The sequence below is a fragment of the Caballeronia sp. GAFFF2 genome, assembly GCF_023631485.1.
In the GTDB taxonomy this organism is placed as follows: Bacteria; Pseudomonadota; Gammaproteobacteria; order Burkholderiales; family Burkholderiaceae; genus Caballeronia.
In genome coordinates, this window is the sequence record NZ_JALQDA010000030.1 from 176,451 (window position 1) to 200,645 (window position 24,195).

The following is a 24,195-nucleotide window of genomic DNA, read 5'->3' on the forward strand; positions in this document are numbered from 1 at the left end:
TCATTTCCTCAGGCCGCTTTCCGGCACCCAAAACAGCACTTTGCGCTGCACGATGCGCAACAGGTAATCGAACGCGAAACCGAGCACGCCGATCAGCGTCATCGTGAAGAACGAAAGGCTCGCGTTGAAGGTATTGCGCGAGAGCATCACCACTTGTCCGAGCCCGCTGCCCACGCCGGTCGCCTCCGCAATCAGCACGACCATCCACGCGCCGAACAGGTTCATGCGCAGCACCATGAAAAGCGACGGCAGAATCGCGGGCAGGATCACATGGCGAAACGTCTGCGCGCGCGTGGCGCCCATTACGGCGGCCACGTTCAGCTGCGTACGGCTCACGCTGTCTATTTGTCCGATGGTCGATACCGTCATCACGAAAAAGAGCGAGATGAAGACCATGAACACCGCTGGCCCATTGCCGATGCCGAACAGAAAGATCGCGACAGGCAGCCACGCAATGGGCGAGATCGGCGCAAGCAGCGTGATGGTGGGCAGCGTGAGATTGCCGAAGAGACGAAAGTAACGGATTGCCACGCCCATCGCCACCGCGCAAACGAAGCCGAGCGTGAGACCGGCGAGCACGCGCAAGGTAGTCGCGACGATGGTCATCGCCAGCGCGCCGAACGCCGTGCCGCTCGACTGCTCGCCGATCACATCGCTCGACAAAAAGTACTGCGCCTGCGAGCCGAAGTTGCGCAAAAAGATATGCGGCGGCGGCAGCAGGAGTGGATCGGCCCAGTGCAGCGCCCAGGCCGCTTCCCACACGGCGATGAAGCACGCAAGCGAAGCGATGCCCCACAGAAGCGGCACGATGCGCGCAAGGAGCGGCGCGCGCCGCGCCCGCGCGCGTCCATCGGCGGTCTTGTCGCTCGCGCGCTTCAGGCGGGAAGTGGCGTATCCCATGAGGCTGCTCATGCGGTCTTTCGCTGCAATTGCGCGTACAGGTCGCCGTTTTCCTTGATGACTTCGGTGAGCGGCCCCCAGTCGAACATGTCCTTGCCTGGCAGCTTCTTGATGTAGCGAAGCTCCTTCAGATTTTCCGCGCGGCCGAGGATGAACGCTTCGTTGCCACGCTGATCGATCATCGGCGGCTGCTTGGTGGCGGCGTCGAGCGTGGCGTCGTAGCTCGTCTTGAAGTATTTGCCGACGGTGTCCTTCACGGCGGTCGCGCGATCCTGTTCTTCCTGATGCTGCGCGACCATCATGGCCTTGATGAGCGACTTCACGGCATCGCGATTCTCGTGCAGCAACTTCTCGCGCACCGCGAGCACGCAGTCGGAATAGTTCGCGCCGTACACATCGACGCCATTGGAAAGCATGACCGAACCCGCGCGCGACTTCAGCGCCTGCGTGGCGTACGGCTCGATATGGCACATCGCATCGATATTGCCCGCGATGAACGCCTGCGCCAGTTCCGGCGACGTGCCGAAGTAGCGCACCTTGACGTCCTTGAAGCTCATGCCCGCTTTCTTCAGATAGTCGTAGGGCAGCATTTCGAGCGTATCGGCCTGGAACGTGCCGATGGTCTTGCCGCGCAACTGCTCCGCCGACGTGATGCCCGGCTGCGCGACGATCACGCAGCCCTGCACGCCCGATCCCGCGACGACCTTGATGGGCGCGCCCGCATCGTAGAGCGTCATGAAGTTGGTGTACGGCACGACGCTCACATCCACCACGCCCGCGCCGAAGAGCGCCGCGATGTCGGCGTTGGTCGGCGTGGTCACGAAATCGAGCGTCACGCCTTGCGCCAGATTGCGCTCCTTCACGAGAAAGAACGGGCAATTACAGAGGCCCGTGCCGTGCGTCGCCTTGAGCGTGAGACCGCCGGCCGCGCTGGCGTTGGTGAGCCATGCGCCGCCGAGCATCGCGCCGCCCGCCATGCAGGCACTGCGCGCAAGAAAGTCGCGCCGCTCGTGGCTGATTGCGCTAAGACGCAGCGATGCCGCGTTTTTATCGATGAATTTCCTGAACATCGTGATATCCCCGTCAAATTGAACAAAGGCGTTTCATTGGAAAATCGGTCCGGACTTGAGCAAGCCGTCGAGCAGATCGAGGGCGAAGATGTCGCTCAAGCGCGGCGTGATACGCATGCGTCCAAGCGCTTCGAGTGCCGATGCCCGCGCGAGCACGCTGGCGCGTAACGGCCGAATGTCGACATCGGATGGCTGACGCGCCATGCCCGCGAGCAACTCGTCATGCGAAAACTCGGGCCATCGATGCGCACTCGCGCGCAACGCGGCGTGCGGATCGCGCTCGATGAGCGCTTGCGCTTCGAGCATGCCGGCGAGCACTTCGCGCACGATGTCCGGCTGTGCCACGAGAAAACTTTCACGCGCGACAAGCAGTGTGTCGGGATAGTCGCCGCCCCATGCTTCTATGCCGTCGCAGAGCACATCGAAGCCTTGCGCCACGAAGCGCGAGATATACGGTTCCACCAGCGTCAACGCGGCAATGCGGCCGGCGAGCAGATCGCCGGCGGCGGCGGTCAGCGAGCCGAAGTGCACACATTCGACCTCGCTCATGCCGACGCCGTAAATGCGCAAGGCGTCGTAGAGCAGGGCCTCCATGGGGTCGTCGGCGAAGGTGCCCACGCGCTGGCCGCGCAGTGCCTCGACGGTCAAACCGCCTTGCCCGACCAGCGCCATGCCGAGCTTGCCGCTGCCGCCGACGATGCGCAGCGGATCGGGCAACGCGTGATCGACTAACGCTTGCGTGAAGCCCGTGGTGCCCAGTTGCGCCGCACCGGTACGCAACAGCGCGGCCGTCGATTTGAATTCGGCCAGCTCTGGTGCTTCGGCATGAAGTCCGCGCGCTTCGAGCAAGCCCGCGTCGATGGCGACGAAGAGCGGCAGATTGGAAAGCGCACCGCCGTGCGCCAGCAACAACTTTCGCATCGTGTTCCCAGTGGTCGGGTTCGTTCCGTGAGACGTCGTGCAGCGCTTAGAGGCATCGCCCGAGAGCTTTAGCGAAGACCGTGCCACTTTTGCATACGTAAGTTGACGTTATCCGCGACGGCCTTTGTTTACTAGCGATGCAGATTATTGACTACAAAATCAGCTGAGTTTGTATACGAGACTTACTGCGGTTTACTAGGACCATTTCGCACCATCGACGTGTAGCGCTGCACCTTCGCGATGCTTTTCGGCACCAACAATGCTGCTTTTTGCTTGGTTTGTTCTGCGCTTCACAGTGCTGATACATACAATCCCGATTTGAATCGTATGCAATCTAAGCGGATAATCGCGCCAGGAATACCGCAGGACTCAGGAAGACCTCATGCCCACAGACAAGAAACGAAGCGCATCGATTGAACTCGACGTCAAAGGGTCATTCGACGGCGTTCAACGCAACCCCATTTACGAACGGTTGATGAACGCCATCGCCGAACATCGCCTGCATCCGGGGACGAAGCTCGCGGAAGACCGGCTCGCCGCCATCTTCGGCGTGAGCCGCACGGTGGTGCGCGCGGTGCTGCAACAGCTTTCGCATGAACTGGTGGTGACTATCGTGCCGAACCGGGGCGCGTTTATCGCGAGCCCGACGGTGGAAGAAGCGCGCGAACTTTTCGAGGCGCGGCGGCAGATAGAACTGCCCGTAATCGAGAAGGTTTGCCGGTCCGCGACGAAGAAGGACATCGCGTCATTGAGGGCGCATGTCGCGCGCGAGGAAGATGCACGCAAGCGCAATGACCGGCGCACCGCTGTACGGCTCTCGGGGGAGTTTCATGTGTTGCTGGCGCAGCTTGGCGGCAACCGCTTCATCGAGCGCACCATGCGCGGCCTGCAGATGCTCACGTGTCTGACCATCCTGCTCTACAACGCGCCGACCTCGGAGGCGTGTCCGCACGACGAGCACGCGCGCCTGATCGATGCGCTCGAAGCCGGCAACGTCAAGCTGGCGCAAAAGCTCATGGTCGAGCATCTCGCGCACATCGAAGCTACCCTGCGCCTGCATACGGCGGAAGAAGAGGAGGACGATCTCGAAGCTATCCTGCTGCGTGGCGCGTAGCGTGCGATGTGCGATGCGTGAGGGGCGCGCGCTTTTGAACCGCGCGATACCGCACGCTCCACATTAATTTTCCGGCTTTAATGACTTCAGGGCGGCGCAGTATAGTGTGGCTGCAAGTGCCTCGCTTGCGGCGTCCTTCGAGACGCCCCACACGAATCATCACAGCAAAGGATGTCCGATGAGACTCCGCGTTGGCTACGATCTTGCCTATGAGTGTCCGCAGCCGACACCCATGATGCTGATGCTCAACACGCATTACTCGCATGCCAACGATGTGATCGTGGCGGACGTGCTTGCCACCAATCCGCCGGTGCCGATTACTCAGTATCGCGATGGTTTCGGTAATTTGTGCAGCCGGATCGTGGCGCCGCCGGGGCGTTTCGAACTGTCGACTTCCGCATTGCTCAATGTATCGGGCGAGTTCGAAACGCGTCCCATGGATGGCCGGCAACACGCGGTGGAAGAACTGCCCGACGAGTGCCTCGTCTTTCTCCTCGGCAGCCGGTACTGCGAAACCGATCTGCTATCGGAAGCCGCCTGGCAACTCTTCGGCAACTCCGCGCCGGGCGCGGCCCGCGTGCAGGCAATCTGCGACTTCGCGCATCATCACATCACGTTCGGCTATCACCATGCGCGCCCGACCAAGACGGCCTGGGAGGCTTACCAGGAGCGCGTGGGCGTGTGCCGCGACTTCGCGCATCTCGCGGTGACGCTGTGCCGCGCGCTGAATATTCCGGCACGTTACTGCACCGGCTATATCAGCGATGTCGGCTTGCCGCCGCCTTATGCGCCGATGGATTTCGCGGCGTGGTTCGAGGCCTATGTCGGCGGCACGTGGCAGGTCTTCGACCCGCGCAATAACGCGCCGCGCGTTGGCCGCGTGCTGATGGCGTACGGCCGCGACGCCGCCGATGTCGCGCTCAGCAACACGTTCGGGCTGACCACGCTCGTCAATTTTCATGTGGTTTGCGAGCCCGAGCAGGGCTATTAGAGGCGCGCCGCACGAATAGTCTGCATGGTCGGGAATGCTCAATGCTCGAATAGATGTATTAGCCATTAAAAAAGCGAGCACCATCATGCGCAAGCACCTGCCCCGTCTCCTTGTTGCGGACGACGATGCCGCCATTCGTGCGGCCTGCGCTTCAGCACTATCGCTCGAAGGCTACGATGTCCATACGGCCCAAAACGGTTGCGCCGCGCTGGCCGAGATTCGCCGCTGGCGCCCCGAGATTGCCCTGATCGATGTCGAAATGCCGCTCATGGACGGGCGCGAGGTTGCGCGTCAGTTGCGCCAGGCCGACGAGCACAAACTGACGCTCCTGATCGCCGTGACCGCGTTGTCTTCGATGGCGGAACGCGCGGCATCGATACGCGCCGGTTTCAATTACCACTTCACGAAGCCGCTCAGGTTGAGCGCGCTACTCGAAACGCTGGCGCTTCACGCCAGTTCGCTAAAAAGCGCCCGCTGATTCGAGCGCCGTCGTCAAACCGAATGGCGCGCCAGGTTGATGGTGAAGATACACCCGACGCCCGGTAGGTTCGCCACGCTCAACACGCCGCCATACGTCTCGACGATCTTTTTGGAAATCGACAAGCCCAGGCCCAAGCCGCTCTTGTCGGCGGACTGCTGCGTGAATGGTTCGAACATGGTGAGCGTGGAGTCGGGCGGAAGTCCCCCGCAATGGTCTTTCACGTCCATTAGAATGCGGCCGGCCACGGCATAAGCGTTGAGCGACACTTCGCTTTGCGGGCGCGTGAACTTGAACGCGTTTTGCAGCAGATTGCCAAGTGCCGAATAAAGCGCATCGCGGTCGGCGCTGACGGCAAGCGTGCTGTCGACGGGAGACACCGTGAATTTCACGCCTCGCACTTGCGCTGCCAGTTCAGCCGCGTGCGCTACCTCGGTAATGAAGTCGGCCAACGAAAACGTCGCCGCCGACGTCCCGCCGTCCGCCAATTCCTTGACGTCCGCAATGGAGCCGTCGATTAGCGTGCGCAGCGAAGCCAGGCCACGCTGAAGTACCGTTCCCGTGGCGCCCGTCAGGCTCAGACTTCCGGTTCTTGCGGCTTCGAAGGCCGTTGTCGCGATGGACAGTGCGTTTCTCAGTTCGTGTGCAAGTTCACCCGCCCGTTCCTGAGAGGCGCGCTGTTGTTCCTGATTTGTGCTTTGCGCGCGTTGATAACTGAATTCGGTGACAGCCTTCGCAATGGCGTTATCGAGACAGCGGTTTAACGTCCGATATTCATTGATCTGGAATGGCACATCGCGCTCGTGCGCCAAATCGGTAATGGCCTGACAAAGATCGCCGTAATCGTGCACGACCTGAGCGATCGTATAACCGAGCAAATGCAGCGCGTGACCATGCTGTCCGGCCGTTGCGCCCATCTCCGATTCCGTCATGATGCCGCCGGCCGCACCCGATACCGCGCGACTCGCGAGCGGATCGCTGCCTTGCTCGATGCGCAGCGTCTTGATCAATTGGTCGAGAAACATCGGCACGCCGTTTTCGAGCTGCGCATCGGAGGCTGCGCGCGTCGGGCGGCTCGCGACCTTGGCTCGACACCGCTCCACCAGCTCTGAGCGATTATTGGAGAGGAAGTTGTGCATCATGGCCTATGTCCTTGGCGCCACGCGCGTGACCGGCCGGCCATGTGGAGGAAGCAGCTATGCCAGTGAGAGTGAGAGTCAAAAGGCGCGATTGCTCGAACAAGACCGAGCGATCCGAGCCGAACCAAAGAGCGCCTTGCGCGCTCGCGCTGCAATGCTACGCAGCCGGTTCCCGAGAAAAAGTTATTTGATTCCGCGCGTCCAATGTTGCAAATCCGTGAGTGGATTTGCAGTGCGCTTTGCGAGATCGATAACCGCAGCCGGCATTTCGTCGGCCCCAGATCGTTTTAGTTCTATGCATGAAGATTCATTATCATGCAACTCGCACGCGAGCCGCGCACCACGTCCCTCGCATCCTTTAAATAAGCGGGAATCACCTGTTATCGGGCTCACAGCGTATTTATTAACGGCTTGCACGTTCAAACCCGCTGAATAACGTTTAACGCGCGATGCGCAAACCTTTGCGGTGCATGGCAGCGCAGATCGATCGGCTATTTGCCGCACGGTTATCCGTAAAACTTTGGTACCGCATGAGCGTGCTCTGTCACAATGTCGCGGATGAGGAGGGAAGCCGTGAATAGACCACTTTTACCGGCGGATTCGCGAGAGGCATTGGCGCGCGACATGGGCGCCGTGGCTGGAATCGGCGCGGTGCCGTCGATACTCAAGATGATCTGCGACGAAACCGGAATGGGTTTCGCGGCCGTCGCGCGCGTCACCGACTCGACCTGGACGGCGTGCGCCGTTCAGGACAACATCAATTTCGGACTGGTGCCGGGCGGACAACTCGAACTGCGCACTACGCTCTGCTCGGAATCGCGGGCCTCGCGTGCGCCGATCATCGTCGATCGGTTCAGCAGCGACACCACGTATCGCGATCATCACACACCCGCCATTTACGGTCTCGAAAGCTATATTTCCGTGCCTATCGTTTTGCCGGACGGCGAGTATTTCGGCAACCTCTGCGCAGTCGATCCGCGTCCGGCGAAGGTATCCGAGCCGCGCGTCGTGCGCATGTTCGAGGTGTTCGCGAATCTCATCGGCATGCAGCTCGCCAGCGAAAAGCGGCAATGGTCCACTGAAGCGCAACTGTTCGACGAGCGTGAGACGGCGCATCTTCGGGAGCAGTTCATCGCGGTATTGGGTCACGATTTGCGCAATCCGTTGAGCGCCGTGAGCGCGAATGGCGAATTGTTGAGCCGGCGCAAGAGCGAGCCGGATCTCGTCGGTATCGGCAATCGGCTCAAGGCCACGGCGGCGCGCATGGCGCGGCTGATCGACGACGTGCTCGATCTCGCGCGCGGCCGTCTCGGCTCGGGCATGTCGGTTAGCATCGTCGCGGTGGATGACATCGCGCCTTACCTGCGCGCGGTCGTCGACGAGCTTTGCGTGGCAAACCCGTCGCGCGCGGTGAATCGCGCCATACAGGTTGATTCCGCGGTCAGTTGCGATCTCGTTCGCATTCAGCAGTTGCTTTCCAACCTGCTCGGCAACGCGATGACTCACGGCGGCGCCGATACGCCCGTCACGGTGGAGATTGCGGTAGAGCGCGATCACCTCACGCTGTCGGTGACCAATGGCGGCGAGCCTATCGCGCCGGAGACGCTCTCAAAAGTGTTCGAGCCTTATTGGCGTCCCGCGACGAGCGCGCCGGGCGGCGGGCTCGGACTCGGGCTCTATATCTGCAAGCAGATCGTCTCGGCGCACGGCGGAACGCTCGGAGTGGAATCGAGCGCCGAGATCGGCACGAGGTTCACCGCGCGCATTCCGGTTTGCGCACGAGACGCTGGCTTCTAAACGGCTCAATGCGCCGCCGCAAGCTGGTTCGCGTCATCGCCCTGTTGCCAGCCGAGGCCAAGACTCTTTTGTAGCGACACGAAGTCTTTGAGCAATTCGCCCTGCGCCGCAACCACGTCCTGCTGCGCGGCGAACTGCGTGCGCTGGGCATCGAGCAGATCGATCAACGTCGACGCGCCGGCCTTGTAACGCTGACGCACGAGGATGGCGGCGCGCTCCGACGACGCATTGACCTCTTCGAGCCGCACTAGATGCTCGCGCTGATAGCCGTAGCGCGCGAGCGCCGAATTGGCGTCCTTGAGCGCGGCCAGCACGGTCTTTTCATAACGCGCCTCGGCTTCGTCGCGCGAAGCCTTCGCGGTATCCACGCTCGCCGCCGTGCGACCGAAGTCCAGCACGTTCCATTGCAGATACGGCACGCCGAGCCACGAGAAATTCTGCTTGCGCAGTAAATGTCCCGGGTCCGACGCCGTGAAGCCGATATCGCCGAGCAACGTCACCTTCGGAAAATAGTCCGCGACATGCTCGCCGATCTGCGCATTGCTCGATGCGAGGCGCCGTTCCGCCGCGCGGATGTCCGGACGCTGTTGCAGCATCGCCGATGGCTCGCCGATAGCCACCGAAGCTGGCAGGTCGGGCAAGGGCGCGGCCTCACCGAGTTGCGCGTCCAGCGCGCCGGGCGCGCGGCCCGTGAGCACGGCGAGTTGATCCAGTGAATCGGTGATCTGCACCTGCAACGGCACGAGCGTCGCGCGCGTGGTATCCACTTGCGTCGTGAGGCGCTCGACATCCACGTCGGCCGCCGTGCCGCGCGCGCGGCGCTGCTCGGTGAGCGTGAGCATTTGCTGCTGATATTCGGCGGTGCTGCGGCCGAGCGCGAGACGTCGTTGCTGGTCGCGCAAGCCGACGTAGGTGGACGCGACTTCCGCCGCGAGCGACACCTGCGTGTCGGCGAGATCCGCTTTGACAGCGTCGGCTTCGTCGGATGCCGCTTCGACCGCGCGACGCGTGCCGCCGAAGAGATCGAGTTCCCACGAGGCGTCGAAGCCGGCGGTGTAGAAGTCGAGCGGACCACGCCCGCTGGATGTCGCCGTGCCCTGATCCGAACCTCCCGCATTGGATGCCGCGAAGCTGCCGAGATCGGGCGAGCGCATACGCAACGCCGCCGCCGATGCCGACGCCTTCGGCATGCCGTTGGCCTCTTGCCCGCGCAATTGCGAGCGCGCTTGCCGCAGTTTCGCCTGCGCGATTTTCACATCGGGATTGCTGGAAAGCGCTGCATCGACAAGATCGTTCAGTTTCGGGTCGTTCAGCGCGAGCCACCACTTGGCGGGTGCATGCGAGACGTCGACGCCCTGCTGCGGCGTACGCACGAACGTCCCGCTTTTGAGCGATTCCGTTGCGATATCCGGCGCGCCACGGTAATCCGGGCCCACCGTGCACGCGGAGCAAATGAGCGCAAGCACGAACGGCACGGCGCGCCGGCTGCGGAAGGAAATGAGAGACATCGTTGAATCAGTCATGACATTAGTGGCCGGCGGATGGCGTTTCGCCAGTCTGATGACGCGGCGTTTTGAGCAGAAGGGCGAGCGGCACGCAGGCCAGCAACGCGATCGCGAGGATGAAGAAGGTTTCGGAGTAGGTCATGACGATGGCTTGCTGGCCGATCTGCACGGACAATTGCCCGAGCGCCTGCATCTTGGCGTGCGCCATGTCGCCGCCTTGCGCGAAGAATCCCGCCGCGTTGGCCGCGAGCCGGTCCTGGCCGAGCACCGAATTGGCCGTGAGCGTCTCGCGGATGGCCTCGCCGTGAAAGTCGTTGCGCCGGTCGATGACCGTCCCGATGATCGCGAGCCCGACCGATCCGCCGAGGTTGCGCGCCATGTTGTAGAGGCCCGCGGCATCGCCGGATTCCTCGCGCGAGACCGCGGCCATGGAGGCTTGATTGAGCGGCATCATTGCGAGCATCTGGCCGAAGCCGCGCAAAATTTGCGAGGCGTAGAAGTCGTGTCCGACGCTTTGCGCCGTCAGCGATATGTCGAGCAGACAGCTCGCCGCGAAGAACAACAAGCCGGTGATGACGAGCACGCGGAAGTCGAACTTGCCGAGCAGACGCGGCAACACGGGCATGATGAGAAACGCCGGCACGCCTGACACCAGCATGATCGAGCCGGATTGCAACGCGTTGTATCCCGCGACGATGCTCAGGAACTGCGGCAGCAGAAACGACACGCAGTAAAGCCCCGCGCCGACCGCGAAGACAATGAGAATCACGCTTGCATAGCGCGGATTGCGCAACAGAGACAGCCGCACGATAGGCCGCTTTGCGAAGACTTGCGACAGCGCGATCAGCAAAAAGCCGAATGCGGTGACGCACGTGAGCAAGACGATCTCAGTCGACTCGAACCACTGATTGCGCTGACCTTCTTCGAGCACGACGGTAAGCGAACTCAGCCCGATGGCGAGTCCCGCGATGCCGAGCCAGTCCGCCTTGAAAAAGGCGTCCCACTGCGGCTTTTCCTGCGGCAGACCGGTGATCAGCAACGCTATCAGCGCGACGCCCACGGGGATGTTGAGAAAGAAGCACCACGACCATGAAATGTTCTCCGCGAGCCAGCCGCCGAGCACGGGACCGAGCAGCGGCCCGAGCAGCACGATCAGCCCGAAGATGGTCATGCCCACGGGCATCTGCTCGCGCGGCAGCCGCGTGCGGATGATGGTCTGCGCCGTGGGGATCATCGCGCCGCCGGTGAAGCCTTGGCCGATGCGGCCGGCGATCATCATGGGCAACGAGTGCGAGAAGCCGCACATCACCGAGAACAAGGTGAAGAGCGTTGCGTTGCTCAGGAGGAAGTTGCGCAGGCCGAAGACGCGCGTGAGCCACGCCGCGAGCGGAATCATCACGATTTCGGACATCAGATAGCCCGTCGAGATCCACGTGCCTTCGGTGCCTGTCGCGCCGATTTCCCCCTGAATTTGCGGCAACGCCGAGTTGGTGATGGAGATGTCGAGCGTGGCCATCAGCGCGCCGAGCGCGCCTGCCGTGACGGCGATCCAGTCGCCGGCGCTCGCGCGCGCGGCACGGGCCTCAGTCATGACTGTTCTCTTCGGCGATATGGCGGCTGTCTTCGGTGGCGGAGCGCGTGTCGACATCGACGGTGACGGACAGACCCGGCAACAGCACCTTGCGCGTTTGCGGACCCGTATCCACGCGAATACGCACCGGCACGCGCTGCACGATCTTCGTGAAGTTGCCGGTGGCATTTTCCGGCGGCAAGAGCGCGAACTGCGCGCCAGTGCCCGGCGAGAAACTCTCGACCACGCCATGCAGATCGGCGCCCTTGATGGCGTCGACATGCAGCGTGGCCGGCTGGCCTACGCGCATGCGGCCCACTTGAGTTTCCTTGAAGTTCGCTTCGAGATAGAGCGCTTCGACCGGGACGATGGTCATGAGCCGCGTGCCCGGCTGCACATACTGACCGACGCGCACGCTGCGGTCGCCTACGCGCCCCGCGAGCGGGCTATAAAGCGTGGTGTCGTGCACGTCGAGGCTGGACTGATCCAGTTGCGCCTGTGCGGCTTCCATCTGTGCCTTCGCCTGCACGATTTGCGCTTCGGTCGCACCGATCTGCGTGCTGGCCGAACGCGCCGCCGCGAGATTCGCGGCGAGCGTGGCGCGCGCCTGATCGCGCGTGCTGACGAGATTGGCAAGACGTTCGGCGGTTTCCGCGCCGCTCGCGGCAAGTGGCTCGTAGCGGCGCACGTCGGCTTCGGCTTGCCGCAAACTCACGCGCGATACCTCCGCTTGCGCCTTCGCCTGTTCTGCGTTGGCCTGCTGCTGTTTGACTTCGGCCTCGGCACGGAGGATGTCGGCGGCGCGGGCGTCGAGCGTAGCCTTGGCCTGATCGAGTTGCGCCTGATACTGCCGCGTGTCCAACCGCGCGACCGGCGCGCCGGCGGCGACCGTCTGATTGTCCGCGACGAGCACTTCGGTGACGTAGCCGCTCACCTTCGGCGCGACGGTCACGCTGTCGGCCTTGAGATAGGCGTCGTCCGTGGTTTCGATAAAGCGGCCGACCGTCCACCAGCGCACGCCCCATGCGATGCCGACCACCACCGCGACGATACCGACGACGATAAGCACGCCCTTGCGCGAAGGCTTGCGCGTGGTGGTGTCGTTGATCTTGCCGCTATCGGCGGGCGCTTCTGCTGCCATGTTTCTCTCCAACGTTTAACGCGACCGCGAGATAATTACGCGTGTAAGGCACGCAATCGGGGCCGCTGATACTAGACGATATCGTCTAGTATGACGCAAACTAGACGGACGCGTCCAGTTTCATCATGGAGAGGATTGACAATGAAGAAGCCATCGTCGCCACGGGAAGAAGCCACGACAGCGAGCGATCGCGGCAGCAGCGCGCGTGCGCCATTGCAGGCGCGTGGCCGCGCGCGCATCGAGACGGTGCTCGATGCGGCGGCTGAACTGATCGTCGAAAAGGGGCTGACGGGCGTGACCATGCACGGCGTTGCGCGGCAGGCACGCACGCCGATCGGCTCGATGTATCACTTCTTTCCGGACCGCGACAGTCTCTTGAACGCGCTGTGGGACCGCCACATGGCGGCGACCGACGAGATCGAAGCCGAGCTGGTCGGACTCGACACGGATTACTGGCGCGGTATTTCTGCGGAAGCGGTGATCGACCGCTTCATGACGCCGTATATCACGTACCTTGAGCAGCATCCCGACTGCCTGATTCTCATGTCGATCATGCCGCACGACGACGATCACAAGAACAAGCGCAAGGCGGGCACGTTACGCAAGGTCCTCGACGCACGCATTCCTGGCGTGAAAGCGTCCGAGCGCGCGTTGTATGTGGACATGCTGCATGCGCTCGCGACGGGCGCGCTTGCCATCAAGCTGCGTCCCGCCATGGGCGATGTGCAGCTTGCCGGCCGTTATCTGCGTGAAGTGAGGCGCGCTTTGTCGGCGTATCTCGCGGCGGTGGAGGCGTCGATTGCGGGGTGAGGTCGTTCGTTATTCGTCGATGTTGTCTTCGCGGGAGTAGATGGGCGCGACGAAGAGCTGAACGAAACGCCGGAAGCCTTGCGATTGAGGAGGGCGTCGTCGAGTGCGGCCGGCGGCCGATGGGATGGCATACACGAGTTGGATTAAGGTTTGTGAACCGACACTAAGCACCTCGAAACGCAAATTTTCGCGCATCTTTAGCGCATTTTACGCACCTCAATCGCCCACTCTAGCACCCAAACAGGGAACTTCGATCAATAACTAAAGTTCAATAACCTCCGGCCGTTAGCGCGTGATATCGGTCCGGCTCACATCGAGTGCCGGCGCGCCAACCATTGCACGAGGTTCACTTGATCCCGCTGAGTCGCGCGAAGCGAAGCGCTCCATGAAGCGCAATCCTTTCTTCCGGCTGCTCGCGCGCCTGCGGGTCGGGCACAAGCTGCTGCTCATCTATCTGCTCGACCTGAGCGCGGTGATCTACATCAGCGGCATCCTGATCCACGAAAAGTATCTCGCCATCGATTTCTCGAACAAGGAGATCGTCGGCAACGCCTACGTGCATGTGGTGAAAGACGCGCTCGTCGAAGTCGCATTCGCGGGCGCGGGGCAACGTCTGCCATCGGGTGCATGGCGCAAGTCCATCGACGATCTCGCGAACGCGGAAGCGCAATACGGCGAGCACATGAAGAGCGCCGAGCTCAACGGGACCTTGCGCGAAGCGCTCGACGCGCTCTCTCACGAAACGCCGCCCAAGCCCGCGACGACCAGCGCCGCGCTCGATGCCTGCCGCGAACTCATCACACGCATCGGCAATCAATCGAACCTTATTCTCGATCCCGACCTCGACAGCTACTACGCAATGTCGCAATCGATTCTGCGCTATCCGGCGCTGATCGATGCAGTCGATGGCATCGGCAAACATCTGCACGAAGGGCTCGATCCGGCACGCTCGCGCGAGGAAGTACGCACGCGCTATCTCGTGCTCGAAGGACAACTCGATGGCGTCATGCAAGGTCTGCGCTCCGACTTCGCTGAAGCAGGCGCCGCGAATCACGAACTCGATGCAGCGCTCACCCCTTCGTTTGCACGCATGCGTACCTCGGTCGAAGCGTTTCGTCACGCGGCGCGCATCGTCGTGGATGGCAACGCCGCGCCCGATCCCGCTGTCGTATCCATCGTCGATACCGCGCAGCAAGCGCTCGTCGCCAGCGCAAGCACGAGCTGGCGCGTGACAGGCACGCAACTCGACGAGCTGCTGCATGTGCGTGTACATATGCTGTTCTCACGCATGTGGCTGCATCTGGGCACCGCGCTCTTTCTCTTATGCGGCATTCTGGCGATGGTGTATTGCGTCGCGCAGCAGATTTCGTCGCCCTTGCGCAAGCTCGCGCGCGTGATGGATATCGTGCGGCGAACGGGCGACCATTCGCAACGTGCAAGCTGGCATAGTCAGGACGAAATCGGTCAACTGGTGCGTGGCTTCAACGAGATGCTTGCGCAACTCGACCACGAACGCGACGTGCAGAAGGAACTCGCGGCCACGACGCGCGCATCCGCCGCGCAATACGCACTCGTCGAAGCCACGCCCGTGCCGATGGTCGTCACCGCCGTTCCCGGCCACGAAGTGCTGCACGCGAATACGCCCGGCCTCTTCTGGCTCAACGGTTGCGCAACAGACCCGTGGGCCTTCGGTCTCGATTCATCGACGCGTGCACGCTTTTTCCAGCAACTGTCCGACCGCGAGGCTATCGACGAGTTCGAGGTTCACTGGAAAGCCACGGCGCAACCCACGTGGGCGATGCTCTCCGCGCGCCGCCTCAATTTCCAAGGCCGCGACGCCATTCTCACGGCCTTTACGCCGATCAACCAGATCAAGCTGATGGAGCAACGTCTTGAGCTTTGGGGCAGGGTGTTCGAGGCATCGTCGGAGGCGATCGTCATTCTCGATGCCGACGCGCGGCTCGTCACCGCGAATCCCTCGTTCTATCGTGCAACCGGATATCGCAGCGATGACGTGGTCGGCAAGCCGCCCGCGTTTATCGCGGCACACGACGCAAGCGATGAGCGCGGCATCATCGCGCGGCTTGCGAATCGAATCGAACGCAGCGGTACGTGGAACGGCGAAGCGCAGGTGCGACGCAGGCAAGGCGGCGATTATCCAGCGTGGCTCATGGTCAGCACCGTGCGCGACAAGCATAGCAGCGTGTCGCACTATATCTGCACGTTGATCGACATCACGGACCGCAAGAAGAGCGAGGCGCGTATCCAGTTTCTGGCGGAGCATGATGTGCTCACGGAACTGCCGAATCGCGCGTTGTTCGGCACGCGTCTCGAAGTGGCGATCGCGCAAGCGCAACGCACGCGGCAACGCGTAGCGGTGCTGTTCATCGATCTCGACCGCTTCAAGAATATCAACGATTCGCTGGGTCATCATATCGGCGATGGTCTGTTGCGTTCGGTGTCGCGGCGTCTCCTCAAGGCCGTGCGCAGCAACGATACGGTCAGCCGTCTTGGCGGCGACGAGTTCACCGTCATTCTCAACGGCGTGACCAACGCAGCCGATGTGCTGCGTACCGTCGAAGAGCGTTTCTTCGCGCTCTTGCGTGAGCCGCATGAAGTGAGCGGCGTGACGTTGCAGGTGTCGTGCAGCGTGGGCGTCGCGCTGTATCCGGAAGATGGCGCGGACATCGACACGCTCATGCAAAACGCCGACTCCGCGATGTATCAGGCCAAAGCGGCGGGGCGCAATCTCGTGAAGTTCTTTTCGGCCGACATGGCAGAGCACGTGCGCTATCGGCTCTCGCTCGAAGCATGTCTGCGTACCGCGATAGAACGCAACGAATTGCGCATTGCGTGGCAGCCTTGTCTCGATGCGCGCACCGGCATGCTGACGAGCGTCGAAGGCCTGTTACGCTGGGATAGTCCGACGCTTGGCTCCGTCATGCCTTCGCAGTTCATTCCCGTGGCCGAAGAGACGCGGCTCATCATTCCGATGGGTGCGTGGGTCATCGACGAAGCATGTCGTCAAATTGCAACGTGGCGCGAGCGCGATGGTCTGGAAATAAGCGCTTCCGTGAATGTATCGGCGATTCAATTGCGCGATCCCGAACTCGTGGGCGTGCTCGCGCGCAGTCTCACGAAGTATCGCGTGTTGCCGCAGTTCCTCGAACTCGAGATCACCGAAACGGTGCTCATGGATAACGCCGAGAGCTACGTCGCGGCCATCCGCGCGATTCGTGCGCTCGGCGTGAAGCTCTCGCTCGATGACTTTGGCACCGGTTATTCGAGCCTCAGTTACCTCAATCGCTTTCCGCTTGACCGTCTCAAGATAGATCGAGCGTTCGTGCACGACATGCTCGATGCGCCAGCCGATCTCGCTATCGTGAAGGCGATCATCGATCTCGGGCACGAATTGGGCTTGCGTGTGGTTGCGGAAGGTGTGGAGAGCGAACATCAGGCGGATACGCTGCGCGGCATCGGTTGCGATGAACTGCAAGGCTTTCTCTTCTCGCAAGCATTGCCAGCGAACGAGTTGCTTGCATGGGCCAGCGCGCTGGACGCAACGCCTGTACTTTCGATGGAGCCCTGAAGGCGCGTCCGGGCGACTTGTCGTCGAGTTGGTAGACGGTTGACATGATGATCGACCATCGGAAGCCGGCGTATTGCCGGCCTCACTGTCAGGCGGTGAGGAAGCTTCGCGAAAACTTCATCGCAACGTGATCCGCTATACACCTCCACCGCTTGATACAGCGATTCCATAAAGCCGCGAACGTGCCATTCATCTACCGAACTCCAAGCCCCGCGAGCAACGCGCCATCGATCTTGTGATCCGAGCCGCTGATGAAAAGCGCGCGATCCGACACGAGGAACGCGACCAGTTCGGCCACTTCTTCGGGTTCGCCGATCCGCCCGAGCGGATGCGCTGCGCCGAATCGCGCGAAGGCTTCCTCGACGTTCGCGTCCGGTCCGTCGAAGGTTCGCGCGGCGAGTTCGAGAATCGGCGTGCGTACCGATGCGGGGCTCACCGACGTGACGCGAATCTTGTCGGGTGCGAAGTCGATTGCCATCGCTCGCGTCATTGCATGGATCGCGCCTTTAGATGCCACGTAGGCCGCAACGCCTGCCTGACAACTAAAGCCCTGAACGCTCGATATATTGACGATCGCGCCACCGCCGCGCTTGCGCATTTCGGGCACGCCGAAGTGCGCGGTCAAATGAATCGAGCCTACGTTCACGTTCATGCAGCGCGCAAACGTCTCGTGCGATGTCTCGACGAGATCGCCATAAGGATGAATGGCCGCCGAATTGACGATGATATCGAGCCCGCCAAATAGTTCGACCGTCTCGCGCATCGCCGCTTCGACTTGCGCCGGGTCCGACACATCCGCCTTGAGCACGGTCACTTTCAGCCCCGCATCCTCGGCGCGTCGACGCAAGGCGGCGTTCAACGTTTCATCGATGCCCAACGCCGCGACGTGCGCGCCTCCCGCAGCCATTCGCAAGACGACAGACGCACCTATTCCCGATGTTCCCGTGACGAGGGCGATTTTGTTGTCGAGATCATGGCTCATTGCGTGGACTCCGTCGTCGTTATCAAGGTCGCGCGTATCGCGCACCAAAGATCTTACGTTAGAGCGTGGTCCCATCGAGCGTCAGCTTGTCGTTCGGGAGCGATTCGTGCATCCACGGCACGCGTAGCGAATGGATGGAAAGCACGTAGAGCATCGCATGCTCGTCGTACGAATAATCAAAATCAAACATACGAGGCGTCAATGGCTGCACAAAGCCCAAGGAGAAGAGACGAATGCGACTTCGTACGATGGGGAATGACACCCTCAGCACGATACATCTGAAGGAACGAGCGCGAAGCGGAACGAAGATTCGAGCGCTTGTCTTCGTCACGCTGACGTGTTGGCTCAATGCCGCATTCCCGGCGGCGCAGGAAAAAACGCAAACGCAAACGCACACACACGCGCATAAGCGCGCGCAGAAGCATGCGCGTCATAGCCAGGCAAACGTGAATGCGACAGCAAAAGCGGCAGCCGCGGAACCCGTGAATCTCGACCGCTCCGGCAAGGAACGCAAGGGCAAGGCTTCGTATTACGGCCGAAACTTCTACAAGAAGAAAATGGCCGACGGTACGCCGATGAATCCGCAATCCAATTCGGCGGCAAGCAAGACGCTTCCGCTCGGTACGAAAGCGCGCGTGACGAATCTGGAGAACGGCAATAGCGACGTAGTCGAGATCAGGGATCGCGGTCCTTACGTGAAAGACCGGATCGTGGATGTATCGCCGAAAACCGCCGATAAGCTCGGCTTGAAGGAAAACGGCACCGCGCCCGTCGAAGTCAAACCCGTGGAAGTTCCACAGGCCGATGGTACGGTGAAGCCGGGCGCAGGCGCGACTTCCTCTAACTGAACCGGCGCGCGATTATCGGCGTAACGAAGATCGCGCGCGCGGCATCAAAAGTCCGCAGTCACCGACATCAGCAACGTACGCGGTTTTCCCATTGTCAGATAGGCGCCCGTCGTCGACGACCAGTACGATTTGTTCGTCACGTTTTCAACCGTGGCGCGCAGCGTCGTTACGTGCTTGAACACGGTCGTCGTATAGCGCGCGCCGAGATCGAAGCGGTCCCACGCGGGTATCGATAAATGGTTGGCCGCGTCCAGATACTGATTGCTCGTGTGGATCCACGCCGCGTTGAACGTCAGGCCGGGCACCCAAGGCAGATCGTATTCGCCGCCCAAATTGAAGAGATAACTCGGCACACCAATGGGCCGATAACCATCGGTTGCGCCGCCGTTCGTGTCGAGTTGCTTCGCGTTCAGCAACGTCGCGCCCGCGAGCACGCGCACGCCCTTGAGCGGTTCGCCATACACCGACATTTCGATTCCGCGATGCCGTTGCGTTCCGTTCGTGGCGAAGATGTTGTTCGTGCTGTCCGTGTACGCCGTGGGCTGCTCGATCTGGAACAGCGCGAGCTCCGCGCCAAACCGATTCGTGTCGTACTTCGTGCCCACTTCGTATTGCTTCGTGCGGTTCGGCGAGAGCGTCTGCCCGACATTGGCGGCACCGAACGGCGCCGTCTGTCCTGCCGCGAGCGACTCGGCGCGATTCGCGAAGAGAGAGATCGTGTTGGTCGGCTTCACGACGAGACCGAAGATCGGCGTGTTGATCGACTGATCATAGGTGTTCGAGATCGCGTCCGTGCCGACCGTATAGTTGTTCTGATGCAGTTGCTGATGACGCGCGCCGATGGTGAAGAGCACGCGGTCGTTGAGAAAGCCGAGCGTATCGGATACTGCGAAACTGCGCGTGAGGATGCGGTCCGCGAGACCCGGATCGGAGAAACTGCCCGCGACGAAGCTCGTCGCCGCCGGTTCCGGCACGACGCCGCCGCCATAGAGCGTCGTCGGGAAGGGCCCGCTGAAGGCGAATGCCTCGCGGTCTTCGACGCTCGTGATGGCAAAACCCGCCGAGACGAGATGCGAGACCGGACCCGTCACGAAGCGGCCGCGCACGCCGGCTTCGCCGGACAGCGCGTCGGTGGTGCGCAATACGTCGCCGCGCGTGCTCGTGGTGCCCGTGAGCGCGTTGAAGGTCGGTGACGAATACGTGCCGTCCTCGTGTGTGCGCCGGATGCCGCCACTGGCGTATGCGGTCCATCCAGGCAAGAAGTCGTATTCCGCGCGCGCGATGCCTACCGTGTCTTCCAGCGTGCTATGCGTCCACGGCTGCGCGAAGTTGTGCGTGGCGGACAGCGGCTCGGGCACCACGTCGCCCGTGACGGAAACCGTCGAGCGGCCCTGGTCGATGTTCTTGCGCTGGTAAAGGAAATCGCCATACAGCCTCAGCTTGTCGCCGCGCCAGTCGAGCGAAACGGCGGTGGTCTGGTTATGGCGGAACTCGTCGTCGATGCTGGTTTCGCCGCCGTCTATCGAGCCATTCACGCGAACGCCGAATTGTCCTTCGCTGCCGAAGCGCCGGCCCACGTCGACGTGCGTGCCGATCTGACCGGACGCGCTGCCATCGACGGTGACGCGCGTGAGAGGTTTATCGTCGGCGCGCTTGAGTTCGAGATTGATGCCGCCGCCGATTGCCGAGCCAGTCGGCGACGCGCCGTTCAGGAACGCGTTGGCGCCTTTGAATACGTCGACGCGTTCCAATACATCAGGCGAGACGAGCTGACGCGGCGTGATGCCGTATAGGCCGTTGAGCGAGATGTCGTCGCCGTTGAGCTGGAAGCCGCGAATCACAAATACTTCAGAGAAGTTGCCGAAGCCATATGCGGGACGAACGGCGGGATCGTGCGCCAGCAGATCGCCGATGGTGCGCGCTTGCGAATCCTCGATCGCTTTCGCCGTATAACTCGTCATGCTGAACGGAACATCGATGAGCTTCTGACTGCCCAGCACGCCGAACTGGGCGCCGCGCGCAACCTGTCCGCCCGCGTATGCGGGTTCGAAATCGCCGGGAAGCGTTTCGGCGACGCCGCGCACGTTTACGGCGGGCAGCGCGGTGTCTGCATTGGCCGGCGATGCCTGCGGCTCTGTTTGCGCTCGTGCGGTGATACTCAAAGAGGCGGGCAACACGGCGCAGACAAAAAGTCGAAGAACCGCCGCATAAACTTTGCGAACGCGCGGGCGCGACAGAGCAGTTGCTGACATAGCGAAGAAAATCCGAAGGAGAACCGCTGTTAGAGGTGCTATGCGTTGCCACGTGTGGTGCCGAGAAGATGCGATGCGGTCGTCGCGAAAGGACGGATGCATGCGTGCTGCGATTCTAGTGAAATGCGAACGATTCGCATATACGTTTTTTCAAGCGCGTCGAGCGGTGTTGCAGGTCGACAACCGAAAGCGTTTGCGTCGATCGATCGGCAGATAGACGGTGTTTCAATCAACAGAGGATTGCTTCAGTCGCTCCATGCGCCATGCGACGAGCGCCTCGGCATTGCATGCAAGCTTCGTCATGCGCAGGCCGCACGTCCATGCGAGACGCGAGAGAACGAAGGCATCCGCGTATGTCGTCAGACCGGCAAGGGGCACGCCGAGCGATGCATCCGGAAGCAAGCGTTCGTGCCATAGCAAGCCGGCATCGTTTCGCCATGCAACGACGCGCGCACCGTTCAAGCTCGCGCGATGCGCAAACGCGCGGCTATCCGAGCAACGTTCATCGCATACGACGAGGAGACGCATGCGTGCCGCCTTCGTATCGCCGATGCTTTCGATGGCCCACGCATACGCCGCCGCCAGGGATGCGCCAGTCAAGAATTCGCGGCGGGCGCGTCTCATCGAGCATCCTTCGACCAAGCGGCAGGCCAGATACCCTGCTTGCCGGGCGACAGAATGCCATTCGGATCGAGCGCGGTTTTCAGCGTGTTCGTGAGCCGCATCAACGCGTGGTCGTTGAAGTCGTATTGCGAAGCCGCAAGGTCCATATACGCGAGATGCGTGCGATATTGGCCATAGCCGGCCTGGACCGCATCCTCGATCAGCGTGCGCACCAGCGTGCCCGCAGCGTTTGTTCGAGCGCTGTCGTCGCGGTCGAAAATGGCCGCGAAGATGTGATGCATGTGTCGCCGTTCCGCCGTGAAGCCGCCGTAGTAATCGAAGCCGAACTGCGCGGCGCGCTCACGCACCATCATGTATTGCTTGGTTGCATCGGCGCCGGTTGGCGGGCATATCGGCGAGAAGTCGACATGCGCGCCCGAACCGCCGCGCCAGTTCAGCATGTTGAACGCATCGAGTCCGGGAATGCCGACCTGACTGCGATCGCCGCCGCCTGTCGGTTCATCGGATGCGTCGCGATAGGGCATGTCGAAGAGGCGTGCATCGGCAATCGATGCAAAGCGCCGATGGATGATGTCGCGCCGCACGTTGACCAGTTCGCGCGGTCCATAAAGACAGAAGCGCAGGTTCCAGCGGCCGATGTCGATGTCGCGCGCCATTGCGTCGATGGCCGCTTCGGGCATCGCACCGGGGCCGTCGTACCACCGCTTGCGTGTCGATACGCCCGCCGCCCAGCGCACCGCGCTTTCGATGACAGCGCTGCTCTGTATCGTGTCGTCCAGCTTCAATGGCCGCAGCGTTTCGACGATCCGTTCGAGGTCGGTATCGCGTTTGAAGGCATAGCGCGCGATCATGTAGCCCTCGGGCTCGGGCATGAGCCACACGCCGAGCTTGGTCACGATGCCCAGATTCGACTGCGCGAACATGGCGTCATAAGAAGGACCGAAACCGGGCTTGAACACTTGCCAGTCGCGGCTCGCGTTCATGGCGCCCATGCCGGTGCGCACGACATCGCCGTTTGCAAGCACTACTTCCATGCCGCATTGCATCGCGGCGTGGTCGCCATACGGCGTCGTGCCGTAACCGCGCTCGAGCGTGTTGCCGATGACGCTGCCCCAGCCCGCCGCCGGCGGATCGAGCCATAAACGCGTACCACGCGCCTTCAATTCACGATACAGGTCGTAGTAACTCACGCCGGGTTCGACGAGCGCATAAGCCAGCTTTTCGTCGATCTCGAGTATGCGGTTCATGCGTTGCAGATCGAGCACGACGCTGCCCGCAAGCCTTGGCGCCGCGCCGCCGTAAGCGAAGTTGCGTCCCGTCGATACGCTCCACAGCGGCACTTTGAATCGGTTCGCCACTTGCAGGACCGCGCGGATCTGCTCCACGCTCGATGGCATGACGACCGCTGACGCTTGCCACATGCGGGCATCGCCGGGAGCGAAAGGATCGAGATAAGCAGGCTGCGCCTCATTGAACGAAAGCACGGCGGCGCGGCCAACTATGTCGATGAACGCAGTCAGCGCGCTTTTAAAGTCGCGCGGAGGCGGCGTCGCCACCGCGCGGGTCAATAGCCGCCGCTGCTGCCGCTGCTCGATGACGTGCCCGACGAGCTTGCACCGGCGCCGTCGGTCTGACAGCCAGCGAGGGATAGGGCGAGCACGGCAAGCAATAGCGAAAACGCACGAACGAGTTTCATGGGTCACTCCAGGTCGAATAGCTACGAGGCGGCCGCAAGACACGGCATCCTCCATCTAAACGAACCGGGCGCGCGGAATATTCCCTTGGTTCTGCTCTCGCTTATTCGAGTACGGTGTTAGGCGTCGCGCTGAACGACATGAAGCGGGCGATGGACCATTGACCGTCCGGTTGCCGCTGGAAAATGTCCATGCCTGCTTCTTCGGTCACGCTCTCTTTGTCACCCATGCGGGCGGTGAGCGTCCAGAACAATCGCACGATGGCGATATCGCCGGAAACGATGATCTCGCGAATGTCTGGGCTGTCGTATTGCAAGCTTAGTTCGGCCTTTGCAAACAGCACCGCGAGCTTCTTGCAGATCGTGTCGCGATTGCCATCGAGCGCTTCCGGGACGGTCGAGACCAGGTCGGGCGCGAAGATATCGCAGACGCCTTTGGCATCGCGCGCGTTGAAAGCCTTTGACCATGCTTGCAGCCTTTGCGCGATCGCGGCCTTGTCGGCGTTTGCATCGGCGTGAGCAGGCGTCGTCACGACAATACTCGCGAGCATTGCACCGGTCGTCAGCACTCTCTTGATCATGAAAACGCTCCAAGTCGACAAGACCAGATGGTGATTCTAAGTGAGATGCATGGTGTCGAGCGGCATCCGCGGTGCTCTGCTTTCCTCCCTTACGTCCACGATTCGCGCTGTCCGGCGCTTTGCCAAGGCATCGAATTCGATCCCGGCGTGATCGAGTGCCGATCATGTTGAGCGAATTATCAATCCAGAC

General features: G+C 61.8%; 21 protein-coding genes. 7 read left to right on the forward strand and 14 right to left on the reverse strand.

Annotated features, from left to right (window positions below; all coding sequences use genetic code 11):
- Genes NCT04_RS23050 through NCT04_RS23060 form a run of 3 tightly spaced genes read right to left on the reverse strand, consistent with a single transcriptional unit; the run spans position 1 to position 2,891 of the window.
- Entirely contained in the window at positions 1-912 is a 912-nt protein-coding gene (locus NCT04_RS23050; RefSeq protein WP_250467868.1) for an ABC transporter permease, read from the reverse strand.
- Positions 909-1,970: an ABC transporter substrate-binding protein gene (locus tag NCT04_RS23055; RefSeq protein WP_244831181.1), complete on the reverse strand. Its 1,062-nt coding sequence runs from the start codon at positions 1,968-1,970 to the stop codon at positions 909-911. Before NCT04_RS23055 ends, NCT04_RS23050 begins: the two co-directional genes overlap by 4 nt.
- 33 nt (positions 1,971-2,003) lie before the next feature.
- The gene (locus NCT04_RS23060) at positions 2,004-2,891 is read right to left on the reverse strand and encodes an ABC transporter substrate-binding protein (protein WP_250467869.1); all 888 of its coding nucleotides are present in this window, start codon (positions 2,889-2,891) and stop codon (positions 2,004-2,006) included.
- A gap of 382 nt (positions 2,892-3,273) precedes the next feature.
- Between NCT04_RS23060 and NCT04_RS23065 the strand changes: the two genes are divergently transcribed.
- The 3 genes from NCT04_RS23065 to NCT04_RS23075 all read left to right on the forward strand — a co-directional run bounded on the left by NCT04_RS23065 (position 3,274) and on the right by NCT04_RS23075 (position 5,474).
- The gene (locus tag NCT04_RS23065) at positions 3,274-4,005 is read left to right on the forward strand and encodes a GntR family transcriptional regulator (protein WP_250467870.1); all 732 of its coding nucleotides are present in this window, start codon (positions 3,274-3,276) and stop codon (positions 4,003-4,005) included.
- Positions 4,006-4,183: 178 nt separating this feature from the next.
- Complete coding sequence (locus NCT04_RS23070; protein WP_250467871.1) at positions 4,184-4,996, forward strand: transglutaminase-like domain-containing protein; 813 nt, start codon at positions 4,184-4,186, stop codon at positions 4,994-4,996.
- Positions 4,997-5,081: 85 nt separating this feature from the next.
- Positions 5,082-5,474, forward strand: a complete 393-nt coding sequence (locus NCT04_RS23075) for a response regulator (RefSeq protein WP_250467872.1) — start codon at positions 5,082-5,084, stop codon at positions 5,472-5,474.
- Between the two features lie 14 nt (positions 5,475-5,488).
- On the opposite strand, the gene NCT04_RS23080 is transcribed toward NCT04_RS23075, so the two are convergent.
- Positions 5,489-6,616: a sensor histidine kinase gene (locus tag NCT04_RS23080; protein WP_250467873.1), complete on the reverse strand. Its 1,128-nt coding sequence runs from the start codon at positions 6,614-6,616 to the stop codon at positions 5,489-5,491.
- 570 nt (positions 6,617-7,186) lie between these two features.
- Here NCT04_RS23080 and NCT04_RS23085 point away from each other — a divergent pair.
- A complete protein-coding gene (locus tag NCT04_RS23085; RefSeq protein WP_250467874.1) occupies positions 7,187-8,410 on the forward strand; it encodes a GAF domain-containing sensor histidine kinase in 1,224 nt (407 codons plus the stop codon).
- 5 nt (positions 8,411-8,415) lie between these two features.
- On the opposite strand, the gene NCT04_RS23090 is transcribed toward NCT04_RS23085, so the two are convergent.
- The 3 genes from NCT04_RS23090 to NCT04_RS23100 are packed head-to-tail and all read right to left on the reverse strand — an operon-like array spanning position 8,416 to position 12,626.
- Positions 8,416-9,918 carry an efflux transporter outer membrane subunit gene (locus NCT04_RS23090; RefSeq protein ID WP_250467875.1) on the reverse strand — a complete coding sequence of 501 codons (1,503 nt, stop codon included), beginning with the start codon at positions 9,916-9,918 and terminating at the stop codon, positions 8,416-8,418.
- 19 nt (positions 9,919-9,937) lie between these two features.
- Positions 9,938-11,506 carry an MDR family MFS transporter gene (locus NCT04_RS23095; protein WP_250467876.1) on the reverse strand — a complete coding sequence of 523 codons (1,569 nt, stop codon included), beginning with the start codon at positions 11,504-11,506 and terminating at the stop codon, positions 9,938-9,940.
- Complete coding sequence (locus NCT04_RS23100) at positions 11,499-12,626, reverse strand: HlyD family secretion protein (RefSeq protein ID WP_250467877.1); 1,128 nt, start codon at positions 12,624-12,626, stop codon at positions 11,499-11,501. The genes NCT04_RS23095 and NCT04_RS23100 overlap by 8 nt, the downstream gene beginning before the upstream one ends.
- A gap of 141 nt (positions 12,627-12,767) precedes the next feature.
- Between NCT04_RS23100 and NCT04_RS23105 the strand changes: the two genes are divergently transcribed.
- Both NCT04_RS23105 and NCT04_RS23110 read left to right on the forward strand, forming a co-directional pair.
- Positions 12,768-13,436, forward strand: a complete 669-nt coding sequence (locus tag NCT04_RS23105; RefSeq protein WP_244831191.1) for a TetR/AcrR family transcriptional regulator — start codon at positions 12,768-12,770, stop codon at positions 13,434-13,436.
- 385 nt (positions 13,437-13,821) lie between these two features.
- Positions 13,822-17,025, forward strand: a complete 3,204-nt coding sequence (locus NCT04_RS23110; RefSeq protein WP_250467878.1) for a bifunctional diguanylate cyclase/phosphodiesterase — start codon at positions 13,822-13,824, stop codon at positions 17,023-17,025.
- Between the two features lie 193 nt (positions 17,026-17,218).
- Here the strand turns inward: NCT04_RS23110 and NCT04_RS23115 are convergent, their stop codons facing one another.
- Entirely contained in the window at positions 17,219-18,007 is a 789-nt protein-coding gene (locus NCT04_RS23115) for an SDR family NAD(P)-dependent oxidoreductase (protein WP_250467879.1), read from the reverse strand.
- A 58-nt stretch (positions 18,008-18,065) separates the two neighbouring features.
- On the reverse strand, positions 18,066-18,197 hold the full coding sequence (locus NCT04_RS34480) for a hypothetical protein (protein WP_255784979.1): 132 nt from the start codon (positions 18,195-18,197) through the stop codon (positions 18,066-18,068).
- 43 nt (positions 18,198-18,240) lie between these two features.
- Between NCT04_RS34480 and NCT04_RS23120 the strand changes: the two genes are divergently transcribed.
- A complete protein-coding gene (locus NCT04_RS23120; RefSeq protein ID WP_250467880.1) occupies positions 18,241-18,855 on the forward strand; it encodes a septal ring lytic transglycosylase RlpA family protein in 615 nt (204 codons plus the stop codon).
- A gap of 44 nt (positions 18,856-18,899) precedes the next feature.
- On the opposite strand, the gene NCT04_RS23125 is transcribed toward NCT04_RS23120, so the two are convergent.
- From NCT04_RS23125 to NCT04_RS23140, 5 genes are all read right to left on the reverse strand, one after another.
- Positions 18,900-21,107: a TonB-dependent receptor gene (locus NCT04_RS23125; RefSeq protein ID WP_250467881.1), complete on the reverse strand. Its 2,208-nt coding sequence runs from the start codon at positions 21,105-21,107 to the stop codon at positions 18,900-18,902.
- 225 nt (positions 21,108-21,332) lie between these two features.
- Positions 21,333-21,731, reverse strand: a complete 399-nt coding sequence (locus NCT04_RS23130) for a hypothetical protein (protein WP_250467882.1) — start codon at positions 21,729-21,731, stop codon at positions 21,333-21,335.
- Complete coding sequence (locus NCT04_RS23135; RefSeq protein WP_502800695.1) at positions 21,728-23,287, reverse strand: FAD-binding oxidoreductase; 1,560 nt, start codon at positions 23,285-23,287, stop codon at positions 21,728-21,730. The genes NCT04_RS23130 and NCT04_RS23135 overlap by 4 nt, the downstream gene beginning before the upstream one ends.
- A gap of 8 nt (positions 23,288-23,295) precedes the next feature.
- A complete protein-coding gene (locus NCT04_RS34485) occupies positions 23,296-23,427 on the reverse strand; it encodes a hypothetical protein (protein ID WP_255784980.1) in 132 nt (43 codons plus the stop codon).
- 101 nt (positions 23,428-23,528) lie between these two features.
- Complete coding sequence (locus tag NCT04_RS23140; protein WP_250467883.1) at positions 23,529-24,005, reverse strand: YybH family protein; 477 nt, start codon at positions 24,003-24,005, stop codon at positions 23,529-23,531.
- Between the last annotated feature and the right edge of the window lie 190 nt (positions 24,006-24,195).